At 34.4% G+C, this 21,855-nt stretch carries 6 protein-coding genes; all 6 read left to right on the top strand.

What is annotated here, in order from left to right:
* Nucleotides 1-364: 364 nt before the first annotated feature.
* Complete coding sequence (locus tag JJQ60_RS04245; RefSeq protein ID WP_201916941.1) at nucleotides 365-2,839, top strand: TonB-dependent receptor; 2,475 nt, start codon at nucleotides 365-367, stop codon at nucleotides 2,837-2,839.
* Between the two features lie 6 nt (nucleotides 2,840-2,845).
* Nucleotides 2,846-8,251 (top strand): fibronectin type III domain-containing protein, encoded by a 5,406-nt coding sequence (locus tag JJQ60_RS04250; RefSeq protein WP_201916943.1) that lies wholly within the window; start codon nucleotides 2,846-2,848, stop codon nucleotides 8,249-8,251.
* Nucleotides 8,252-8,253: 2 nt separating this feature from the next.
* The gene (locus tag JJQ60_RS04255; RefSeq protein ID WP_201916945.1) at nucleotides 8,254-8,724 is read left to right on the top strand and encodes a hypothetical protein; all 471 of its coding nucleotides are present in this window, start codon (nucleotides 8,254-8,256) and stop codon (nucleotides 8,722-8,724) included.
* A 150-nt stretch (nucleotides 8,725-8,874) separates the two neighbouring features.
* On the top strand, nucleotides 8,875-13,611 hold the full coding sequence (locus tag JJQ60_RS04260; RefSeq protein ID WP_201916947.1) for a hypothetical protein: 4,737 nt from the start codon (nucleotides 8,875-8,877) through the stop codon (nucleotides 13,609-13,611).
* On the top strand, nucleotides 13,604-15,703 hold the full coding sequence (locus JJQ60_RS04265; RefSeq protein WP_201916948.1) for a fibronectin type III domain-containing protein: 2,100 nt from the start codon (nucleotides 13,604-13,606) through the stop codon (nucleotides 15,701-15,703). The genes JJQ60_RS04260 and JJQ60_RS04265 overlap by 8 nt, the downstream gene beginning before the upstream one ends.
* 9 nt (nucleotides 15,704-15,712) lie before the next feature.
* Nucleotides 15,713-21,853 carry a T9SS type A sorting domain-containing protein gene (locus JJQ60_RS04270; protein WP_201916950.1) on the top strand — a complete coding sequence of 2,047 codons (6,141 nt, stop codon included), beginning with the start codon at nucleotides 15,713-15,715 and terminating at the stop codon, nucleotides 21,851-21,853.
* The last annotated feature ends 2 nt before the right edge of the window (nucleotides 21,854-21,855 follow it).

Genomic DNA, 21,855 nt, shown 5'->3' on the forward strand with positions numbered 1-21,855 from the left:
TAGTATTGAATTTCAACAAAAATCTTCTTCTTTTTAACCAAGTTCATAGATCGCACTCTGATCATTGTTATGATATGTTTTAATTATAAATCTCATAAAGTCAAGATGGCATCCCCGAAAACAGTGATATTTTCTAAGAAAAAATAAAATACTTTTGAAACTAAATTTCATTTTTTAATGTACAAGGTCATAAAAATGAAAATGTAGTTTCAGTTATTAATATTAAGGAGATATAGATTGTGTTATGTCACAGGTAGATAGGTGTTTAGCTTTTGATATAAGTCGGTTAAAAGAACTTAAGACTTTTGGTTGCCTTATTGGAAAGGTATATTTTCGTGCTCCATTTTTAAGAAAAAATTAACGATTGGCCATAAAATTACTCTGTTACATTTTTTTCTTATGCTTCTCAGCAATTGCCTTTTGTCAAGACCTTGGACAGATAGGGAAAGCAAAACTTTTTAAATTAACAGGAGGCGTGGCAGCTAATGCGATTTTTTATGAAGGACAGTCTAATAGAGAACCATTTACGTACTTTGTTAATGGTAATGTAAATTTGAATATTAGCGGAGTTTATAATATACCGTTCTCATTTTCGTATTCTAATCAAGAATTTCAAAACAACAATCCGTTTACTTTTAATAGATTAAGTATACATCCATCTTATAAATGGGTAACTGCCCATATTGGAGATGTAAATATGACATTTTCACCCTATACGCTAAGCGGTCATCAATTTACAGGATTAGGAGTAGATCTTACTCCTAAAAGTCCTTTTAGGATAAGTGCAATGTACGGAAGGTTGCTTAAAAAAATTGAATTCAATCCCAATGATCAACAATCGTTAGCAGCATTTGAAAGAATTGGTTATGGATTTAAAACGGGGTACGAGTTTGATAAATTTTCTATTGCTGCAATATTTTTTAAAGCTGTAGATGATAAAAACTCTTTGGAGAATCCTGTTCCTGTTGAGTTAGAATTACAACCTAAAGAGAATGTTGTAATAAGCTTAGAAGGACGAGCAAAACTTTTTGATAAAGGAGAAATATCTCTGGAAGTAGCATCATCTGCTATTACAGAAGATTTAAATGTTGAAGGAGGTGAAGAAAATTCGGTCATGCTATCTCCTCTATTACAAACCAATTCAACAACCCAACAATTTAAGGCATATAATGCAAAACTCTCATACCCCGTTGCACAGGGCACGGTTGGAGTAAGTTATGAATATATCGATCCGGATTATAGAACATTAGGAGCTTATTTTTTTAATAATGATTTAGAAAATATAGCCATTAATGCGACTCAAAACATATTCGAAAATAAAGTTAATGTGTCATTTAATGCTGGGCTTCAAAGGGATGATTTGGATAATACAAAAAGTACGCAGCTGCAACGAGTAGTAAGTGCTATTAATGTAGGATATAATGCTTCTGAGAAATTAACATTATCCGGAGGATATTCTAATTTTCAATCCTATACTAATATAAAAAATCAGTTTGACTTTATAAATGAAGTCAGTCAATTTGATAATCTTGACACACTGGATTTTCAGCAAACTTCTCAGAATGCTAACCTGAATGCAAACTATATTCTCAAAGACACAGAAACTCAGAAAAGGAATCTAAACATTGCTTTATCTTTTCAAAATGCAGTAAATAAACAAGGGGGGCAAACAATAGAAAATGGGGATTCTAACTTTTATAATGGTAGTGCATCATATACAATTGGATACCCTGCCACAAATCTTAACATATCTACTTCGGTCAATGTAAGCTATAGTACAATAGGAGTAGATAATAGTCTAACATACGGTCCCATAGTATCTGCAAACAAGCAGTTTTTTGATAAAAAGTTAAGAACAACCGCTTCATTAAGTTACAATCAAAGTAATGCTAATAGCGAAAAACAAGGAGAGGTTACTAATGTTAGGCTTAGCGGCACTTATGTGTATCTCAAAAGACACAATTTCAATCTCAATGTGCTTTCACAGTTTAGAAATTCTACCAATTCAACACAAGATTTTACGGTTACTTTTGGATATAACTACACCTTTGATAAGTTTAACCCTAAGTTTAAATTTCCAAAAAGGAAGGGTAGGAAAGAAAAAACAAAAAAGGATAAAAATTCAAACGAAGAGCAAAGAGTGCATTTTAAATATAGAGACTCTTTGTATCAAGGTACTTTGGCAGAGGTAAATATACAATTAGAGAATCTTCAAAACCATCCCCATTTTGATCATATTCCTGGATATAAAAAGGGAGAGCTTACTATGTTGCGACAGATTGTAGCCGATCAAAAAGAAGCTAAAGAATACAAACCTAAAGCTATTATTTTTTTAAGAGAGCTGTATAGCTACGAAGATTTCTTAGCAGGATATAATCAATTAGTTTTTGAAACATTGATTGAATTGCGAAGAGATATGTTGCGTCTTGATTATGCTTTTGAAAAGGCTTTTGTTAAAGCTAAAGTAGCTGTCGACAATCATGAATTACACCCTAAAATTGAAGAACAACGTAATCTTTCTGATCAGGTTCTTAGAAATCAGTATAAAAACTTACAAGAGAATTCGGATAATGCTTTAGGAAGGCTAATTGGGCATCGTTGGATGCTTCCTATTATAAAAAGCTATAGAACCATAGAGAAAATAGAAAAACCGGATAAGTATCTTTCTCAATTAATGGAACAAGAGAAAGAGAACATATTCCGTATGAAAGATCAGAAAAATGATGACCAAAAAATAAAATTATATTTGATAACCCAGATTATTGATTTTTACTTAAAAGAATCTTTAAAACATACAGATCCAGATAAGTTTGAATTAAAGTATATCGAAAAGAACTAACAACCTATGAAAAAACTTTTACTTACCCTTATTGTATTGGTATATGGTTTTAATCAGGCTACTGCACAACGTTTTCCAATAACAGTTGTCCCACAAGTAAATCCACCAGCTCCTGTAAACTTTCATAATTATGCAGATGGTACTACAATAAATAGTCCATTAAGAGTTCAACTATTGCTTAATGACCTTACAGTTACTAATGAGCAGATTCGGTTAAAAATTTCTTTTGAAGGTAATGGAATTGCTTTTGAGAGCAGAGATGTAGTTGTTGGTGCTTCTCAATTATTTATTGATGGTGGTGTGCCTTTGATACTTACCAATGCAGAGTTAGCTCCTTATTTCGAATTTCAAAATATACAAGGTATAAACCCCAATATATATGGACAAACAATACCAGAGGGAAGTTATCAATTTTGTTTTGAAGTTTTTGATTTTATAACCGGTAATCGATTTTCTTCAAAAACTTGTGCAACAACGTACATATTTAAAAACGAACCTCCTTTACTAAACTTGCCACTTAATAAGGTAAATATTGAACCTAAAGAGGTCGACAATATTGTTTTTCAATGGACACCAAGACAAATCAATGTAAGTAATGTAGAATACGAACTTAGCATCGTAGAGATATGGGATGATTTTGTGGACCCACAAACGGCTTTTTTGTCGGCAATTCCATTTTTTGAAACGACCACAAAAGCAACATCGTTTGTATATGGCCCAGCGCAGCCGCTATTATTACCCGAAAAACGTTATGCTTGGCGCGTAAAAGCTAAAGCGTTACAAGGAACAGAAGAGGTAGGACTATTTAGAAATGATGGAAATAGTGAGATTTTTTGGTTTTCAAGAACATCACCATGTACAACACCACTTAATGTATATGCAGAACCTAAGGGGATATCAAAAATTAATGTTTTTTGGGATGAAGATCCAACAATTTATCAAGAATACACCATTGCATATCGAGAGGCTAACAAGCCGAATGCACAATGGTTTACGATGCGAACTAATAGTGGATGGGCAACCGTTTGGGATTTAAAACCCGGTACGACCTATGAATATAAGGTTAAAGGAAAGTGTAAATACCAATATGGACAGTTTTCAGAAATTCAAGAAATAACAACTGCCAAAACACAAGATGAAACCTCTAATTATAATTGCGGTATCGTACCCGATGAAATTGCCATAAGTAATAGAGAACCTCATTCTGGATTAATGATTGGTGATCGTATCACCGCTGGAGATTTTGTTATTACCATTACCGAAATTGATAGTCAGGCCAATGGAATAATTAAGGGTAGAGGTTATGTTGGTATTCCGTATTTAAACCTAGCCAGATTTGGTGTTAAGTTTAATGGCATATTAGTAAATACAGATCGTCAGCTTGCACAGGGAGAGATAATTACTTTATACGATCCAGAATTTGGTGAAGGTGCAGAGATGACTGTTGATGTGGATATAGATATTTCTGAAGGTGTTACAGGTGATTTAGGAGAGCTTGATAGTCAAGAACAAGTAGATTTTGTAATCACCAGCATTACGATTAATAGCAATGGTGCGATCGAAGTTAATGGTGCAAATGGAGAAAAAGATGTTTTCCCCGGAGGACGGGATGTACAAATAAGAGATAGTAATGGTGCCATTTGGTCTGTCGGTGATGATGGTACAATTATAAAAGGGCAAGAAGCAGAAGGAGGAGCAGCTACAGACGATAATACCGTTGGAATCATTGATGGAGAAGTATCTGAAATATCGGCAACCGGAGTACGTATAGATTTTCAAAAATCAGGAACGTACTATTTTGATAATTTCCCTGAAGGCGTAGATTCTAATACACTTAAGGATCAATACCAAACACTTGCCATGGCTAATGGCGAAGTATACTATGTTCCTTTTAAGGCGGTATCCGATATTAAAGGAGAAGATGTTATTACAGCGAAGGCTACTTTTTCTGATAGTAGTATTACGACAAATGATATTGTTTTTAAAACCAAAGAGGGAGTAAAAATCTCAGCAAGTTGGGAAGGTAATATTGCTACTTTATCCTTGAAGAAAAAGTCCGGGTATCTTATCGAAAAGATATTAGCAACCGTAAAACCAAAAGAAACAGATGGGAAGTATACTGTTGCCGGAGCGTTTAATTTGGTTCATTTAGGGGCCGAAGATACAAAAGGTATTAATGTAGTCATCGTACCTATAAATGGTGTAAATATTACATCTAATATCAAGGGACAGATTAATGACATTTATAATAAGGCTGGAGTTAATTTTACGATCAAAGTTGGAAGTAGATTACAATTACCTGAGAATGTATGGGATGTAGAGAATACTAATGAAAAACTTGATATTGGAGATAGTAGTATATTATCATATTATTCTCCTGAAGAAAGTGCAATCAATGCATATTATAAAGCAAACGGTGATTATAATAAGGAAGCGTATTATGTTTTCTTAACTGATCTACCGACTACAGACGATAGTATAGAAGGTTTTATGCCGCTTAAAAGTCAATTTGCTTTTGTGTTTAATTCCACAAACCAATCAAGAACAATCGCGCACGAATTAGGACATGGTGTGTTTGGCTTGGAACACCCATTTGTAACATATGAAACCCCAGAAAAGTCTACAGATTTCTTGATGGACTATACAGGAGAAACCTTGCTTAATCATATGGATTGGAAAAATATGCATGCTCCAGGGTTTAAATTGTATTGGTTTCAGGATGATGAAGAAGGAGAATATACCGATTCAGAATTTGCCGACAAAATTTTTCAAATTATACGATGTGCATATATAAATTCGAGTACGAATATTATCTCTTTCGACACATCTGTCTTTGGTAAAACTGGAACATTTTATACAAAATGGAAAGGTGATCAAATATGGATAAAAATAGATAATGGTAGTTTTGAAGGTTCATCTGTATACGAACCTGTAGAATTAGGAAAAAATAAACAAGAAAATACACCATGGCGTTATAGTTTATTGTATAAAAATGTTGAAATATACACACCTCGATATACAACAGGAGCAGATCCCTTAGAGTTGCTAAGATTACGCGAGTACCTTTTTCCTGAAGATAAATCTACAATTAGAGATGAGGCAAATAAAATTGTAAAAGAAATATTAGAAAAAGAACTATTAACTGAAGAAGATTTTGAGCAATTAAAAAGTATAGCTAATTGTGGGATACAATATTTTTCTGCCGATGTAAGATACAAGATCATATCTAAAATAGTAAAAACGTTAGAGGTCAATGGAGATTGGCTGACAGAGTATTATGAAGATATGATACTCGATTTACTGGAAACGCCTCCATCTACAAGTGTAAGATCTTATAATACTGAAATCTTACGATTGCTACAGGATGATTACATCTTGTTAGAAAAACTTTTTAAACAAAACCAGGATGAGAATGCAGCTTGGTTATGGGCCGGAAATGAAAATAATTTTACGCGATTTATTAATGCTATCTATAAATTATGGGATAAAAGTTCGTACAAAGATGAAACCAGATATACCTATATCGAAAATGTCTTAGACTATACAACGCCGAGAACATCTCAAGTGATTCATTATGATGGAGAATCTTGGTTTCCTAATGTGTCCTATGGCAAAACTAATTTTAATAAAGGATACATAACAATCCCTGCAGATATGGGAAATCTAAAGGGTACATTAAAATATGAGTATTATCAGCCAATTATGGTCACTTTTGAAAAAGAAAATATTTCAAAGATAACCGTAAAGATACCGGCCATCTTTTTTGCAGGACAAATAAAGAAAGACAACCTCGAAAAAAACTTGGAAAAAGCAGAGCTTGTAATGGAAATTGGTCTGACAATCAGTGGAGTTGCAAACTTTACCAAACTAAGGCACTTAACAAAATTGCAAAGATTAGGGAGGATAACACTGGGAACGGTTGATGTGTCAAATAGTGTTGCTGGTTTTATACTGAAATATGGAGACCTGGAATATTGTAAACAGAACAAAGAATATTGTCAGGCACTTAGTACATATAGTACATATCTATCTTTAGCTCTGTTCGGAGGAGGTATAATTGAAGGGAGAATAGTAGCTAGTAGACAAAAAGCTAAAGAAGCTTATGTTAAAACAAGAAGTAAGTTAGATGATCCCGAAGAAGTAAAAGCCTTAGATGATCATTTTGGACTACCTTCAGGAGGAGGTGGCTGGCTAGATGATATTTCAGATGAACTTTTAAAAAGTGATCTTGCTAGTAACAAAGCTTTAAAAGATATTTTTGATATAGCTTCTAATTCTCAGCGAAATAGCTATGTTAAAGCCTGGGAAGTTTTAAAAGGAGCCGAAACATTAAGAGTTAAGCCAGATAATATAAAAATTCTGTCTAGAGTGAGTGAACGATTTGAGTATCGAGAAAGTTCTTTATTTGATGGGTTGAAAAAATTAATGGCAGAAGGTAGTCCAGCCAGTAAAAAAAGACTTATTGAAGGATTAAATGAAGTAGATAAAATATTTGATGCCAGTTGGCCTGTAACCTTTAGTGGTATAAAAAATGGAGAAGTAAAAGTAATCTCCGTTATTGATGGTACCAAAGTTGAAATAGCGCGAATAAATAGAGAAAAAGAATTTATTAAGAAGAAATTCTTGAATGAGAATGAAGGAGCAGAGGTTGTTGGAAAACATAATGGAGTTGATATATTAAGAAAAGGAGATAAAGAAGTTGGATTTAGGATAAGCAATGCCGAAGACATGCTCGTCAAACTCCAAAAAACACCTGATCTTCAAAAAAGGTTTAATGAACTGGATAACACCTTAAAACCTCAATTTGTAGAAGATTTTGCAGATGTTTCTGATGATGTGATTAAAAAACTTCAAGATGAAAATCTTTTTGATGCCTGGAAAAATAATGTAAGAAGTGCCGATTTAGATGTATTAAGAAATTCGATATCCAAGAGTAACTTAAGAAACGAGTATGATGGATTAGTTACTGCGTTGGCTCAAGAAAAAACGAAGCTCTTGAGTGAAGGAAAAACAATAGAAGAAGTTGCAAAGGTAGTGTTCGAAAAAAGAAGATCTTTAACAATTGAGTATAAAGGTATAACACCCGATGATATGCTTGAGTTGATATTTAAACGAAATGATATTCTTTATACACAATCTGGTAAAGGTGATAAGTGGGGAGCTACCTTCGATGGTCTATTTAATTCAATAGCAGCCAAAAAAGGCATTGATATAAGTTCTGCAACTCAATCTCAATTAGATGAAATCTATGATGCCATCGCAAATGGGGCTTCAAAAACCGCTGGAGAAGATAAATATAAATTAGGAAATGCTTTATACAAGTTTTTTGAAGAAAAAGTAACTACAGGCCAGATTAGTAAAAAAGAATTTGATCACTTTGTAGAGATTCTTTATAAATACCGAATGAAATAAAAATGGAAAAACAACTTAATAGATTTTTGAATACAAAGAGGGTTATCCATTTCGACTCATTGATAGAGTTGACTATAGATAATGAAGAATCTCTTTCTGCTGATAGAAGCGTAGACAATGTTTCTGGAGTATACGATATTTTTAACGATTCATTATATGCCATATTAAGTTTCGATAATAAAAACTACTTGTTTTTAAAGGATCAGTTTCTGGAAATCACAAAAAATATTACGATTAAACCCAATGTAAATTGGTCTAAAGAAGAGTTGAGTTCCTTTGAAGTATTTGAAGGTACAAACCTATTAACAAAAGTTGAATATGTTAATGTGCATGAAGGTATTTTGATGCCATTTGATATGATTGAAAATTGGGAAGAAGTAAATTTTGGGTTTGAGTTGGCATCCTTAGTAAATAAGGTCAAGGAAAACCCAGAACTAATCTTGTTTCCTGACTCAGGTAGCAAGGCTATTTAATTTATGTCATAACCTATGAGTTTTTAAAACATTCAAACATTAATTACTTCAAAACCACCCAAAACCGTGACTTTTTTTTTGAAAAATAGTAATAAACTTGCAAAATAGCCTAATGAATAAAATTTGTTGAATAAACCCTGGCCCCAATCTATGACCAAACTTTTACACGTACTCCTTTATTTTTGTGTTTTTTTGTTCGCAACAAGTTTATTTGCAAAAGATCTTTTGGTTCCGGTGCTTTATGAAACTATAGGTGAACCTATCGAAAAAATCAAACCTATTGATAGTCTTTCCATGACCAACCCCAATTTGGATAAGAATATTGTAGTAAAAAAAACTCTTAAAGCATTCAGAAATTTTAAATCTCTTGAACGATTTGATACTCCTGTAATCAAAACTAAATCAACTCGATTTACCGATAAAGTGGGGTTTAAGTATACTACGCCGGATTCGTTAAAAAATAAAGAATGGTATAAAAAAGCAAAGAATGTCTTTAAAACCATAGAGAAGACGAAAAATTACATAGAAGAGCTTACCAATGGTGATTTAGGTGAATTACCAGTAGCAATTACTCCCAAAACAATTAGCAATGTAACCTATACTGTTGGTATTGCTAAGGCGGTTTTCAAACCAACATATACCGAACTTACAGTTTTTCTTAAGGTAGAATTACCAAGAACGTCTACAACCACTACAACTACGGCAATAAGTACAGACCCGGACAATACAGAGACAGCAACTCAAACAACTTCAACAGAAGAAAAAGATGTACTCATTCTAGGAGCTTCTAATATCAAATTATCCAGAGATGGAGGAATTATTGGAGAAGCTAAACTAAATTTAATTTCTCAGTTTACGGTCAATCTTAATAGTGGTGCCATGTTACTTACCTTAAAAGGAGATTTTGAAAACCCAGGCACCTATGCATTGATTGACTGTTTCGGGTTTAAAGAATTAGGAATTGATGCTAATTTAAAATTTACAAATGGCCTACTATTTCCAGTAGATAAAGATGGTAAAGAGAAAAATGGTTATGTAGAGAGTGATTTCAAAATCGTTGCAAGCGATTGGAATGATATGGTTGTCAATATCAACTTACCTGAGTTTGGGGTTAAAGGAGTAGAAGGAACAACATTTAAACTCAATACAGCCATATTTGATTTTAGTGATTTACGCAACGACCCTGAGACACCATCGGTTTACCTTGATAAATATTACAGCGAAAATAAAGAGTTATGGAGAGGGGTATATATAAAATCTCTAGAAGTTTTATTACCGAAATCGTTCGGTAAAAGAAATAGTTACGACCGAGTAACTTTTGGCGCAACCGATATGATCATAGATGGTCAGGGGGTAACAGGTAAATTTACGGGTAAGAATATATTCACACTCGATGAAGGAACCGCCTCGGGGTGGGATTTTTCACTGGATCATTTTTTATTGGATATAGAAACGAATAGGTTAAAAGCTGGAGAATTTAATGGGCAGATCAGGTTACCAGTTTCTCAGGTAGATAGCCTTAAGTATAATGCGATTATCCAGCCAGATGAATATAACTTTAGAGTTACCACAACCAAAGCAATAGAATTTGATGTTTGGAATGCTCAGGTTTCTTTAACCGAAGATTCGTATATAGAAATGAAGGTTAAAGATGATAAGTTCATGCCTAAAGCAAACCTTAACGGGTCTGTAAGTATTCAGTCTGGATTAAAGAAAGAAGAAGAGAACTCATCGGGCTCAAAAGATAAAACCGTTGATTTTGATGGAATAGTATTTCAGAATATGCTATTGCAAACAGAGTCGCCCAAGTTTTCGGTTTCCTATTTTGGATATCAAGGAAATATGAAGCTTGCAAAGTTTCCGGTAACGATTAATGAGATTGCAATTAGAACTCCTTCAGATACCAAAGCAGAACTGGTCTTTGACTTTAATATTAATTTAACTTCAGAGAGCGATGGTGGTAATGGCGGTGGAACAAAATTAGTCATCAATGGTGTTCTTGATAATAGCGATGGTAGAGATTACTGGAAATATGATGGCATAGATCTAGAACGTGTTTTTATCCAGATGGAAGTAGCCGGAATGGAACTTAAGGGAGCCATCTTCATTTTTGAAGATGATACTACTTATGGAACTGGTTTTGCAGGAGCTGTTGGAGCAAAATTCACAACAGGAGTAAAGTTTGAAGTAGAAGCCAAAGCATTATTTGGTCGCACCACAGATTTTAGATATTGGTTTGCCGATGCCGAAGTCACCTTGCCAAACGGGATTCCGGTTTTCCCGGGATTTGCTATGAACAAGTTTGGAGGAGGGTTCTATAATCGCATGAAAATGGCAGGAACCACCAAAGCGGGTAATGCTGCCTATAACCAGATTGGTGCTTCACTCTCTGGCGTGATATACGAACCATACAATGAAAATGGTTTTGGGATGAAAGCCTCTGTAGGGATAATTACGCAAAACTCACCAGATCTGTTTAATGCTACCGTAGAGTTTGGTATGTCGTTTCTTAGATCAGGGGGACTACAAGAAATATATTTGAAAGGACACGGAAGACTTATTGCAAAATTACCGGTGGACTTTTATGATATACTAGATGATCAGTTAGCAGATATTGCCGATGATAATATATCTGGGTTAGCACCATTTGAGCCTGATGGAGCCATAACTGCAGATGTATTTATTGGCTACGATTTTGTGAATGATATATTTCACGCAACATCAGAGGTGTATGTCAATATGTTTAATATTCTTGAAGGTGTAGGGCCCTCTGGTAGAGCTGGATGGATGGATTTTTATGTGGCACCCGATGAATGGCATATTTTAATTGGTACTCCAAATGATCCCATAGGTATTGCCTTGAATTTAGGAATTATAAAATTAAAGACCGATGGGTACTTCATGACCGGTGATAATTTACCTGGTAGTCCACCACCACCAGATATCGTAGCGCAGATTTTGGGTGTTGATATTACAAAACTGGATTATATGCGCGATCTTAATATATTAGAATCGGGCAAAGGAATGGCTTTTGGTTCCCATTTTAGTGTGACTACCGGAGATCTGAAATTTCTTATTTTCTATGCACGTTTTGACGCAGGATTAGGTTTTGATATTATGCTGAAGGACTATGGTGATGCACATTGTAAAGGATCATCAGAAGAGATAGGAATTAATGGATGGTATGCTAATGGGCAGTCATATGCGTATCTGCAAGGAGAAGTTGGGTTAAAAGTAAAGCTATTTGGGAAGAGAAAGAAATTTGCCATTTTCAAAGGAGGCGGAGCATTATTGATGCAGGCCAGGCTTCCTAATCCTGCTTGGTTTAGAGGATACTTAGGTGGGCAATATAGTATTTTAGGAGGATTGATTAAAGGTCGTTTCAGATTTAAAGTAGAGTTAGGTGATAAATGTGAAATTATCGGAGGTAGCGCCTTAGACGGGATTGTAGTGATAGGAGATATGTCGCCAGGTGATAGATCTACAGAAGTGGATGTTTTCGCTGCACCACAAGTGGCATTTAATCTGCAAATAAACAAAATATTTGAGTTGCCCGATGATACAGGAGATCGCAAGTATCGAATATTTATGGATACATTCGAAGTTACTAAAGATGGAAATGCAATTATTGGCGATGTAGAATGGAATAATAGAAATGACAATGCCGTTTTTTATTCTCATGAAATATTACCCCCTAATTCAAATCTTAAAGCATTTGTACAGTTACATTTTGAAGAATTCATAAATGGTAAATGGGAAACCATAATGGATGATGGTAAAATAGCAACCGAAACCAAGGAGGTTAACTTTACTACAGGCCAAGCACCCGAAAGTATACCATTAAGTAATATAGCGTATACATATCCGGTTGTAAATCAAAAGAACTTTTTTATTGATGAGTATGGCACGGGATATATTAATCTAAAAAGAGGACAATCTTATCTTTTTGACGCAGTACCTACCTGGAATAAAACTATGTCAATGAATAGTTCAACAGGAGAAATATTGACAAATAGTTTTGGATATAATGCTGCAAAAAAACAACTAACCTTTAGTGTACCTAATGATATATCAACTCAGAGTGATTATTCACTACGTATTACATTAAAACCTAAAGAAAATAATGCTTTTGATAATGTTACAGAATCGTATACATCAAAAGATATAGGAAGTGAAGATACGGGCAATGAATTAGAAATTCGATCCCAAAAAATTGAAGAATTAGCTGTAAAAGGCGAAGAAAGACAATTGTTGACTTTTGATTTTAGTACAAGTCAGTATACCACTTTTGAGAAAAAGATGAATGCCATGAAGGGGAACAATGATTTGTATAAACACGTTACGTATCCATATGGATTGACATTGCTAATGACTATTGATCCTATCGAACCTTTTGAGTTAGTAGAATTAGTCGGAAGTAAGTATACAGCACATTCGCCGCTTATTGTAGCCAGAGCTATTCCAGATAATTCATATTATCAAAATCAAATTTATCCATTACTGTATCAAGATTATCCTTTAAAAAACACTTTTTCAGTAACCAGAGATATTAGTAAAGTAGGGGTGCCGCCATTAGAAGGTGTTGAACCTTTATCATGGTACTTAACCTACTTAGAAAATAATCTTACTGGAGAGACAAGTTTATATAATCCATACAGATATAATCTTACTCATTATTATCATCAGGATTATGTTGATCTGCGATATCAATTAGTGAGTTCAGATCTGCCGTGGGAAGAGATAGAAATGTATCGTGATTTAATAATAGAACCTTTCCCATTAATGAAGAAAGGAAAATATAAAACCAAATTACAATATATTTTACCGGGGCAGACCAGAAATGGAGGAAGTGATGTTGTAAAATATACAAACCCATTATATGAATAAGCACTTGAATCACATATATGTTCTAGTAGTATTACTAGTTCTATTGCCATTTCATATTTCGGCCCAAGATCCTATTGGTGATGAAATTCCTGAAGTGAAAGTTATAGGTACTGTCACAAAAGATGCTATTATGTTACGTTGGGCAGTAAATACTCCTCTTGCATGGAAATATGTCAACCAATACGGCTATACATTAGAGCGTAAAACAATAGCAATAGGGCAGGAAATCCTGAAAGATCCAATTGTAAAAAACATAACTCCCATTCCTATATTGCCAAAACCAATGATGGAGTGGGAAAGTTTTGTTGAAGGAAATGAAAATGCGGCTATTGCTGCCCAGGCAATTTATGGAGAGGACTTTGAAGTAGAGTTAGAAGAAGGAGGAAATGGGATTTTAAATATTATCAACCTGGCTGAAGCTTTAGAACAGCGTTTCTCTTTTGCACTTTTTGCCGCTGATCAAGATTATGAAGTAGCAAAATATTCTGGTTTAGCATTTGTCGACATCGATGTAAAGCCAAATGAACGCTATTTATATACTGTAAGTACTGCGATACCAAAAGAAAAACTGAATGTCAAATTTGGAGGAGTATATCTCGGATTATCAGATTACCAACCACTACCAGAACCACAGGATTTTGTAGGCGTATTTAATGATAAAAATGTGATGTTAAGCTGGAATTTTACGTTGTTGAAAAAACAGTATAATAATTATATTATTGAACGTTCAGATGATGGAAATATCTATAAAGCTTTAAGTGATATTCCTATTGTTAATTTGAATGAGCGTAAGAAGAACCCATCGGATCGCATGTTTTATATAGATAGCCTTCCACAAAATAATAAGGAATACCATTATCGATTAAAAGGAATATCCCCTTTTGGCGAAATAGGCCCACCATCTAAAGTGATTTCTGGTTCTGGTAAAAAACCATTGCAACATAATCCCGCAATAACTGAAGCTAAATTATTACCTGATAATAATAGTGCTAGAATTACCTGGGAGTTTCCAGAAGAAGGACTGGCATCTATTGATCATTTCGAGCTAAATCGATCCGATCTCATCAAAGGTAATTTTGCTACAATTATTTCTAATATTTCTAAAGATAAACGTAGCATTGAGTATTCTAATCTTAATGCTATCAATTATTTTACAATTACTGCCGTTGGTATTAATGGCTATAAACGAGTTTCCTTCCCAAAAATGGTACAACCCGTAGATGATACTCCGCCATCTATTCCTATTGGATTAACGGGAGTGATTGATTCTACCGGGGTAGTGCAATTAAGCTGGCAAAAAAATACAGAACCCGATTTTTTAGGGTATCGGGTGTTTAGAGCTAATCTGGAAAACGAAGAATTTACTCAGATAACCTTTAAAACTATACCTCAAAGTAATATTGCCGATACTATAAATATCAAAACCCTAAATAGTAAGGTGTATTATAAAATACAAGCTTTCGATATGAGATACAATCCCTCTGGTTTTTCAGAGATATTGATGCTTGAAAAACCTGATGTAATTCCGCCAACAAAACCTGTTTTTAAATCATTCAAAGCCGATAAGGGAGTAGTTGAACTCTACTGGATCAATAGTAGCAGTAGCGATGCTTTTAAAACATTAGTGTATCGAAAAGTAAAAGGCGAAGATACTCCATGGGAGTTAATTGCAGAAACTGATTTACCGGATAATAGCTTTAAAGATACTACTGCAAAACCAATAGTAGTATATCTGTATACATTGGTGACTATGGATAAGTCTGGATTAGAATCAGAACCTGTGACACCATTAACTGTAAGCTTACCCGATAATGTATTAAAAGCAGAGATAGATAAGTTTACAGCTTTGGTAAATAGAGAAGAAAAAAAGATTATGCTCACCTGGAAGTATAAAGTAGATGATGTGGTCGAGTTTTCTCTATATAAGGCTGAAGAAGAACAAAAACCAACGCTTTATAAAGTCTTTAAAAATGACACGAATCAGTTTACAGATCAAAATTTAACGGTAAATACAAAATATAGCTATCTGTTGCAAGCAACATTTAGTTCGGGGGCTAAGTCTCCCTTAAAAAAAATAGAAGTAGAATACTAAAGAGAATATATGAAGAGGTTATTACTTATTTTAATAGTATTGTTCATTTCGCTTGGGGCGTATGCGCAGGACTATACAATAAAAGTAGAAGGGTATATAGGTATGGCCGGAAGTTCTTGCGGAAGTAGTAGAGGTCTTATGACAGTAACTCTAATTCGCGCAGACGGAAGCGAAAAAATAATCATAGATAACCCTTCGGGTCTTGCAAATAGCAATTATTCGGCTACGTTTGTTTATGATGATTCAAATCCAATAACCGGTGTTGAATTTTATACCAAAAGAAGAAAAGACAAAATTGATTGTAAAAGAAAACATACCAGGTTAACAGTACCAGTTAATGGCTTTTGTTCCGACACAAGATATGCTGCTGCTGAAGTACATGGGGCATTCCCGGGTTGGGCAAATATCTCGGTATATCCAAATACAAATTTGTCTTATGATGGAGTTACAACTCCATATACAGTTTGTGAGACAGGCTCTGTTAACATTGTTGCAACAGCTGGATTTGCAACTCCTAGTGATATATATCGATGGGAGTATTTTGATACTATTGGAACAAAGGAAATAGAAGCAAGAGAATTAACGTTGTTAAAACAGGCGGTAGAAGATGCTCAACAGAACTTAGCGGATTGTTTGGAAGAACCTGGAGCTGATTGTAGATTTTTTAGGGCGAGACTTAGAAGAGCTCAAGATGAACTCAATGCATATTCGGGACCCTTAACAGAAATCGTTCCTTTTGATGGTTGGAAAGAAATTACCAATAAGAGAGGTCAGTCTAATATCGATTTATCATTGAACGATTTGTACCCTAATGCTAATGATCGAGAAAAAGCAATAAATAAAAATATAAGAATTAGGTTTGGCCCGGGATGTTTTGACTATGGAGAAATGTCGGTGATTTATCTTCCTGAACCACCAACAGTAACTAAAGTAGATGTAATACAACCGAAATGTTCAGACAGTCAACTAGGAGAAATCGAATTGTTTTTTGATAGACAGATTTATCCTAATGAAAGAATCGACATTAGCTTAGAAAGGAAAAATCAGGCCGATGTTTATGAGGCTAAGGATAAAAATGTTGGGATTCAAGGTTTTTTTGAAGTTAATCCAACTACTTATAGATATACATGGATTCCATCTCCAACGGCAGACTTAATCGCAGGTGAATATAAGGTTATCGTATCTGGTTATGAAAAGGATGATATAGATAAAACTCCATTTTGTGATGAGTTTATACATTATTTTGAGATCAACGCGCCAACACCTGTAAAGTTTACTTCTCTTGCCACGCAACCTATTTGTGTAGATGGAACAGGAAGTATTAAAGTAACTGCTTCCGGAGGAACGTTACCTGGCGGGAGATATCAGTTCGCGCTTACTGGAGGGTTAAATACAGGATGGCAATCACCAACCCCAAATACAAATAATACATATACGTTTTCGGATCTTGATTCAGAGAAAAATTATACGATAAAAGTAAGATTAACTAATGGAACAGATTCTTGTGAAGGTACAGGTCAGAATCCTACAGATACAAATATTCCTATTTCAAAGCCTGCAAACACAATTAAAATACAATCAGCTTCGATAAATGAGAACCCATCATACCCAGGAGCATCTAATGGTGCTATTGATGTAATACTTAAAACGGGTTCTACAGCTAAATCTCCTTTTACCTATGAAGCTTTTCTTGGAACTTCTTTGCAAAAATCAGAGACTACTAGTAATATTAGTGCAACTTTAAGTGGTTTGATAGAAGGGGAGTATACTATAAAAGTAACAGATGATAATGGTTGTAGTGATACCTTTGTGACAAAAGTTATATTAACCGACGCAGAAGCCATTACAATAGAAAATATAATAGTCGATCAATCGGTGGATTGTTTTAATGGAAATAATGGTAGCCTTAGAGCAGTAGTCATAGGCGGAAATGGAAATTACAATTTTAAATGGACAAAAGTTGGAGACAATTTGTTTTCTAAATCAGGAAACCCAATTAAAGATCTTGAACCCGGAGACTATATCCTAACAGTAGGAGATTCAAGAACAGACTTTGCAATTCCGGCTTCCTATGCTGTTGGTAGTAAAATGATAGATAATCCTACGCAGGTTAGAGTCACCGATGTAAGTATCGAGCATATTAAATGTAAAGGTGGAAATGGAAAAATAACAGTTACGGCCGTCGGCGGAACACCTCCCTATAGTTATCGTTTAGGTGTAATAGGAAATTATACAGATTTAACAAATAATAGCAATATCTGGGATATTACCATAGACAGTAAAATGTCTGAATACTTATATATTAAAGATTCTAAATCATGTGAATTCATGGTTGTGGATATTATAACTGTCAATGAACCAGATCTGGCATTAACTATTGATAATATTTCTACTATAGATAATACTGTTCTTGGAGGTTCGTCAGGCGAAATAACTATTGATATTATTGGCGGTACACCAGGTTATACTATTACTTGGCAAAAAGACGGAGCTTTAATACCCAATACAGGAGCATCCATTACTGGTCTTTTTGCAGGAGAATACATAGCAACAGTGGTTGATAATAATGATTGTAGTACGATTTCTAATGTAATTACGATAATTGATCCATTAAGTTTATCGGTATCAAAGACCGATGTATCCTGTTTTGATGGAAATGACGGAAAAATCATTTTAAATCCACAAGGAGGAACAAGACCATATTCTTTTTCTATTGATAATAAACAAAGCTATATTTCAGAAAATGATCTTACTAATCTTACTATAGAAGGATTAGTTGATGGGATATATGATGTATGGTTAAGAGATAATGGAAACCTTGAAATATCAACTCCAGAAACAATAACTATTGACCAGCCCGATAAAATTACAATTATACAAGCTTCGTTAGAGCATGTTACAACGATAGGGGGTACAGATGGAAGTATTGCTATCGATGTGATAGGAGGAACAGGAAATAAAACATTTTTATGGACTAAACTAAATGATCCCACTTTCAATAAAAGTACCCAAAACATTGATAATTTATCATTTGGGGTGTACACAGTGATTATAAAAGATGAAAAGGACTGTAGTATTGATAAAACTTATGAAGTAAAAGAACCACTTCCAATGGAAGTGGTTATTAGCGAAGCTGTACCGATTTTATGCCATGATGATGCTCTTGGAGAACTTCTTGCAACAGTAACGGGTGGATATCCAATAGATTCTTCACCGTCTGACTTTGAATATATGTGGTATCAAATTGTAAATACGATAGAAACTCCCATAAATATTGATTTTACAATAGATCGTATCAAAAATTTATCTGCCGGAACATATAAAGTAGTTACAAAAGATAGTAAAGGAGCATCAGCAGAAAATATATTTGATCTTGTAGAGCCTGATGACCTTTCAGTAACACTTACTAATACTCCAATTGATGTAAAATGTAGAGGAGAGGCAACAGGAAGTATTGATATCACAGTTTCAGGAGGACCTAAAGATGAAAACACAGGCGAGTACTTACCTTACGCATTTAGTTGGACAAAAGTAGGAGATCCTGATTTTAAGGCTACTACAGAAGATCTTCAAAATATTACGGCAGGAACATACGAAGTAGTAGTGATCGATGATAACTTGTGTACAACATCACTTAGTCAAGCCATTGTGATAGAGCAACCCGATGCTATTTTAGAAATTTACGACTTGAAACCAGTTAATTTAACAGGATTCCAGACTCAAAACGGGAGTATATCTTTAGAGGTTAGAGGGGGGACTCCGCCTTATAATTACACTTGGACAGATTTAGATAACCCACTATATACCGCTTCAACTCAAGATATAGATCAATTGGTCATTGGAAGATATCAATTGATTGTAACTGATAAAAATGATTGTACGACATCAATAACGCAAGAAATAACAGAACCAAATCAATTAATTGTAGCCATTCAACCCATAACTTTGGATAATAGTATACAATGTTTCGGAGAGAAAACGCTGGTACCATTAACCACTACTACTGTAGGTGGTGTTGGATCCTATACTTACGAATGGTTTGAAGAAAATGATTTAAACACCGTGCTTTTTACAACATCAGAAACTACTACAGTTAACGCAGGTACATATGTAGTGGTTGTAACCGATGAAAACGGAAATAAAGATGATGATACATATATAATTACTGAACCCGAAATACTTGATATCAGCGAAAGTGTAACTCATTTATTGTGTAAAGGCGATAATAATGGTCGTATTGATATTACAGTTGTAGGCGGTGTGAAACCGTATTCATTTAACTGGAGTAACGGTGAGACTACAGAAGATTTATCGTCACTTAGAGCAGGAAACTATACAATCCTAATTACAGATACTAATGATTGTACGTTGGAAAAAGAAATTGTTGTTAATCAACCTCCAGGGTTATTTATAGATGGAGATATTACCAGACTTTATCCTTCTACGAGTGGTGCTAGAGACGGAAGTGTCACTGTAAATATTGGAGGAGGAATACCTCCGTATACTTACGAATGGAGAGATTTTAATGGCGTTTTACAGGCCTCAAGCACAAATGTTCTTGATAATATCGGTGCCGAAAAATATTCATTAAGAATTAAAGATTTTAATAATTGTGAACTTTATATACCTGATGTTGATCTATTTGAGCCACCACCACTAAAAGTTGTTGTTGAAAGGGTCAATGTTATTACTTGTAATGGTGATACATCTGGCAGTGTAATTGCTTTAGCAGAAGGAGGAAGACCTTTTAATGCAACAAAACAATATAATTATGCGTGGTTCGATGCAGATCTAAATGCACCCATAGGCGGAAACAGTTTTATACTGGAAAATATAGGTTTTGGAAATTATTATGTGATAGTTACCGATGCTGCAGATACAGAAGCAATTAGTAACGTATTTCAACTTGTTCAACCCGATCAGCTTCAGGTTGAGCTAAAAACAGATTTCATGAATTGTGGAGATGGTAATGATTGGACAATCACTCCAGAAGTCGAAGGAGGAACTCCTCCATACACCTATTTATGGAATACTAATGAGATCAGTTCTATAATAGAAAATGTAGTACCCGGAACGTATTCAGTTGAAATTACAGATGTTAGAGGATGCCGCACCAGGGGTGAGGTCACATTAAATCCGCCAGAATCTTTAACTGTTTCAGAATCGCTCACTATACCCACCTGTTATGGAGGAAGTGATGGAGCGATATTTTTAGAAACCAAAGGAGGAACCCCACCCTATGTTTTTGAGTGGAGTAATGGATATAAAACAGAAGATATAGAAAATATACCTTCAGGTTCATATACAATTACGGTTACAGATTCTAAAGGATGTAAGATTCAAGAAAATATTGTTCTAAATGATCCAGATAGATTAATTGTCGATTTAGGAGAAGATGTTACCTTGTGTAAAGATCAGACCATAGTTTTAAACGCAACCATAGATGATCCAGATGCAAAATATGTTTGGACTTCTACAAATGGATATACTAGTTCTGAACCAGTAATTGAAGTTGAAGATTCTAGTATTTATGAAGTTGTAGTTACAGATTCAAAAGGTTGCGTGGCTACAGATAATATATTTATTGATAGAGTTACTGATGTCATTTCCGCACAATTTATTGCATCTACCCAAGTATTTACTGGAGAAGAATTTGTTATAGTCGATAATAGTAACCCGATTCCAGACTCATTAGAATGGATTTTTCCGAAAGAAGCAATAGTTACTTATGAGGATAATAATTATGCAGAGCTAATTTTTGAAACTCCGGGGGAATATGAAATCACTCTTCAAACTAACCGAGGACTGTGCAGTGCTACAATTACGAAAAAGGTTTTTGTTGTGGATAAAGAATTTGAAGATGATCAAGCAGAAAATAACACCGAAATTCAAAGTTATATAGATTACTTAATCTACCCTAACCCTTCAAATAATGGAAAGTTTACTGTGGATGTGAGCTTATCAGAAAAAAAATCTATTAGTCTAAAAATCTTTAATATGATTAATAATACCTTAATAGATTTTAGAGAAGGAAAGGAGAATGATACCTATAAGTTCGATTATGATATGTCATCGTTAACGTCTGGAGTATATTTTATTTTACTAGAAACTTCATCTGCCAGTCAGGTAAGAAAATTAGTAATTGAATAGCG

Origin of the sequence: Aquimarina mytili, from assembly GCF_016735115.1 — a bacterium.
GTDB classification, from domain to species: domain Bacteria; phylum Bacteroidota; class Bacteroidia; order Flavobacteriales; family Flavobacteriaceae; genus Aquimarina; species Aquimarina mytili.

Excerpts from the sequence above, each read along its gene's own strand:
- JJQ60_RS04250 (WP_201916943.1), top strand. The coding sequence starts at position 2,846 with ATGAAAAAACTTTTACTTACCCTTATTGTATTGGTATATGGTTTTAAT.
- JJQ60_RS04255 (WP_201916945.1), top strand. The coding sequence starts at position 8,254 with ATGGAAAAACAACTTAATAGATTTTTGAATACAAAGAGGGTTATCCAT.
- JJQ60_RS04260 (WP_201916947.1), top strand. The coding sequence starts at position 8,875 with ATGACCAAACTTTTACACGTACTCCTTTATTTTTGTGTTTTTTTGTTC.
- JJQ60_RS04265 (WP_201916948.1), top strand. The coding sequence starts at position 13,604 with ATGAATAAGCACTTGAATCACATATATGTTCTAGTAGTATTACTAGTT.
- JJQ60_RS04270 (WP_201916950.1), top strand. The coding sequence starts at position 15,713 with ATGAAGAGGTTATTACTTATTTTAATAGTATTGTTCATTTCGCTTGGG.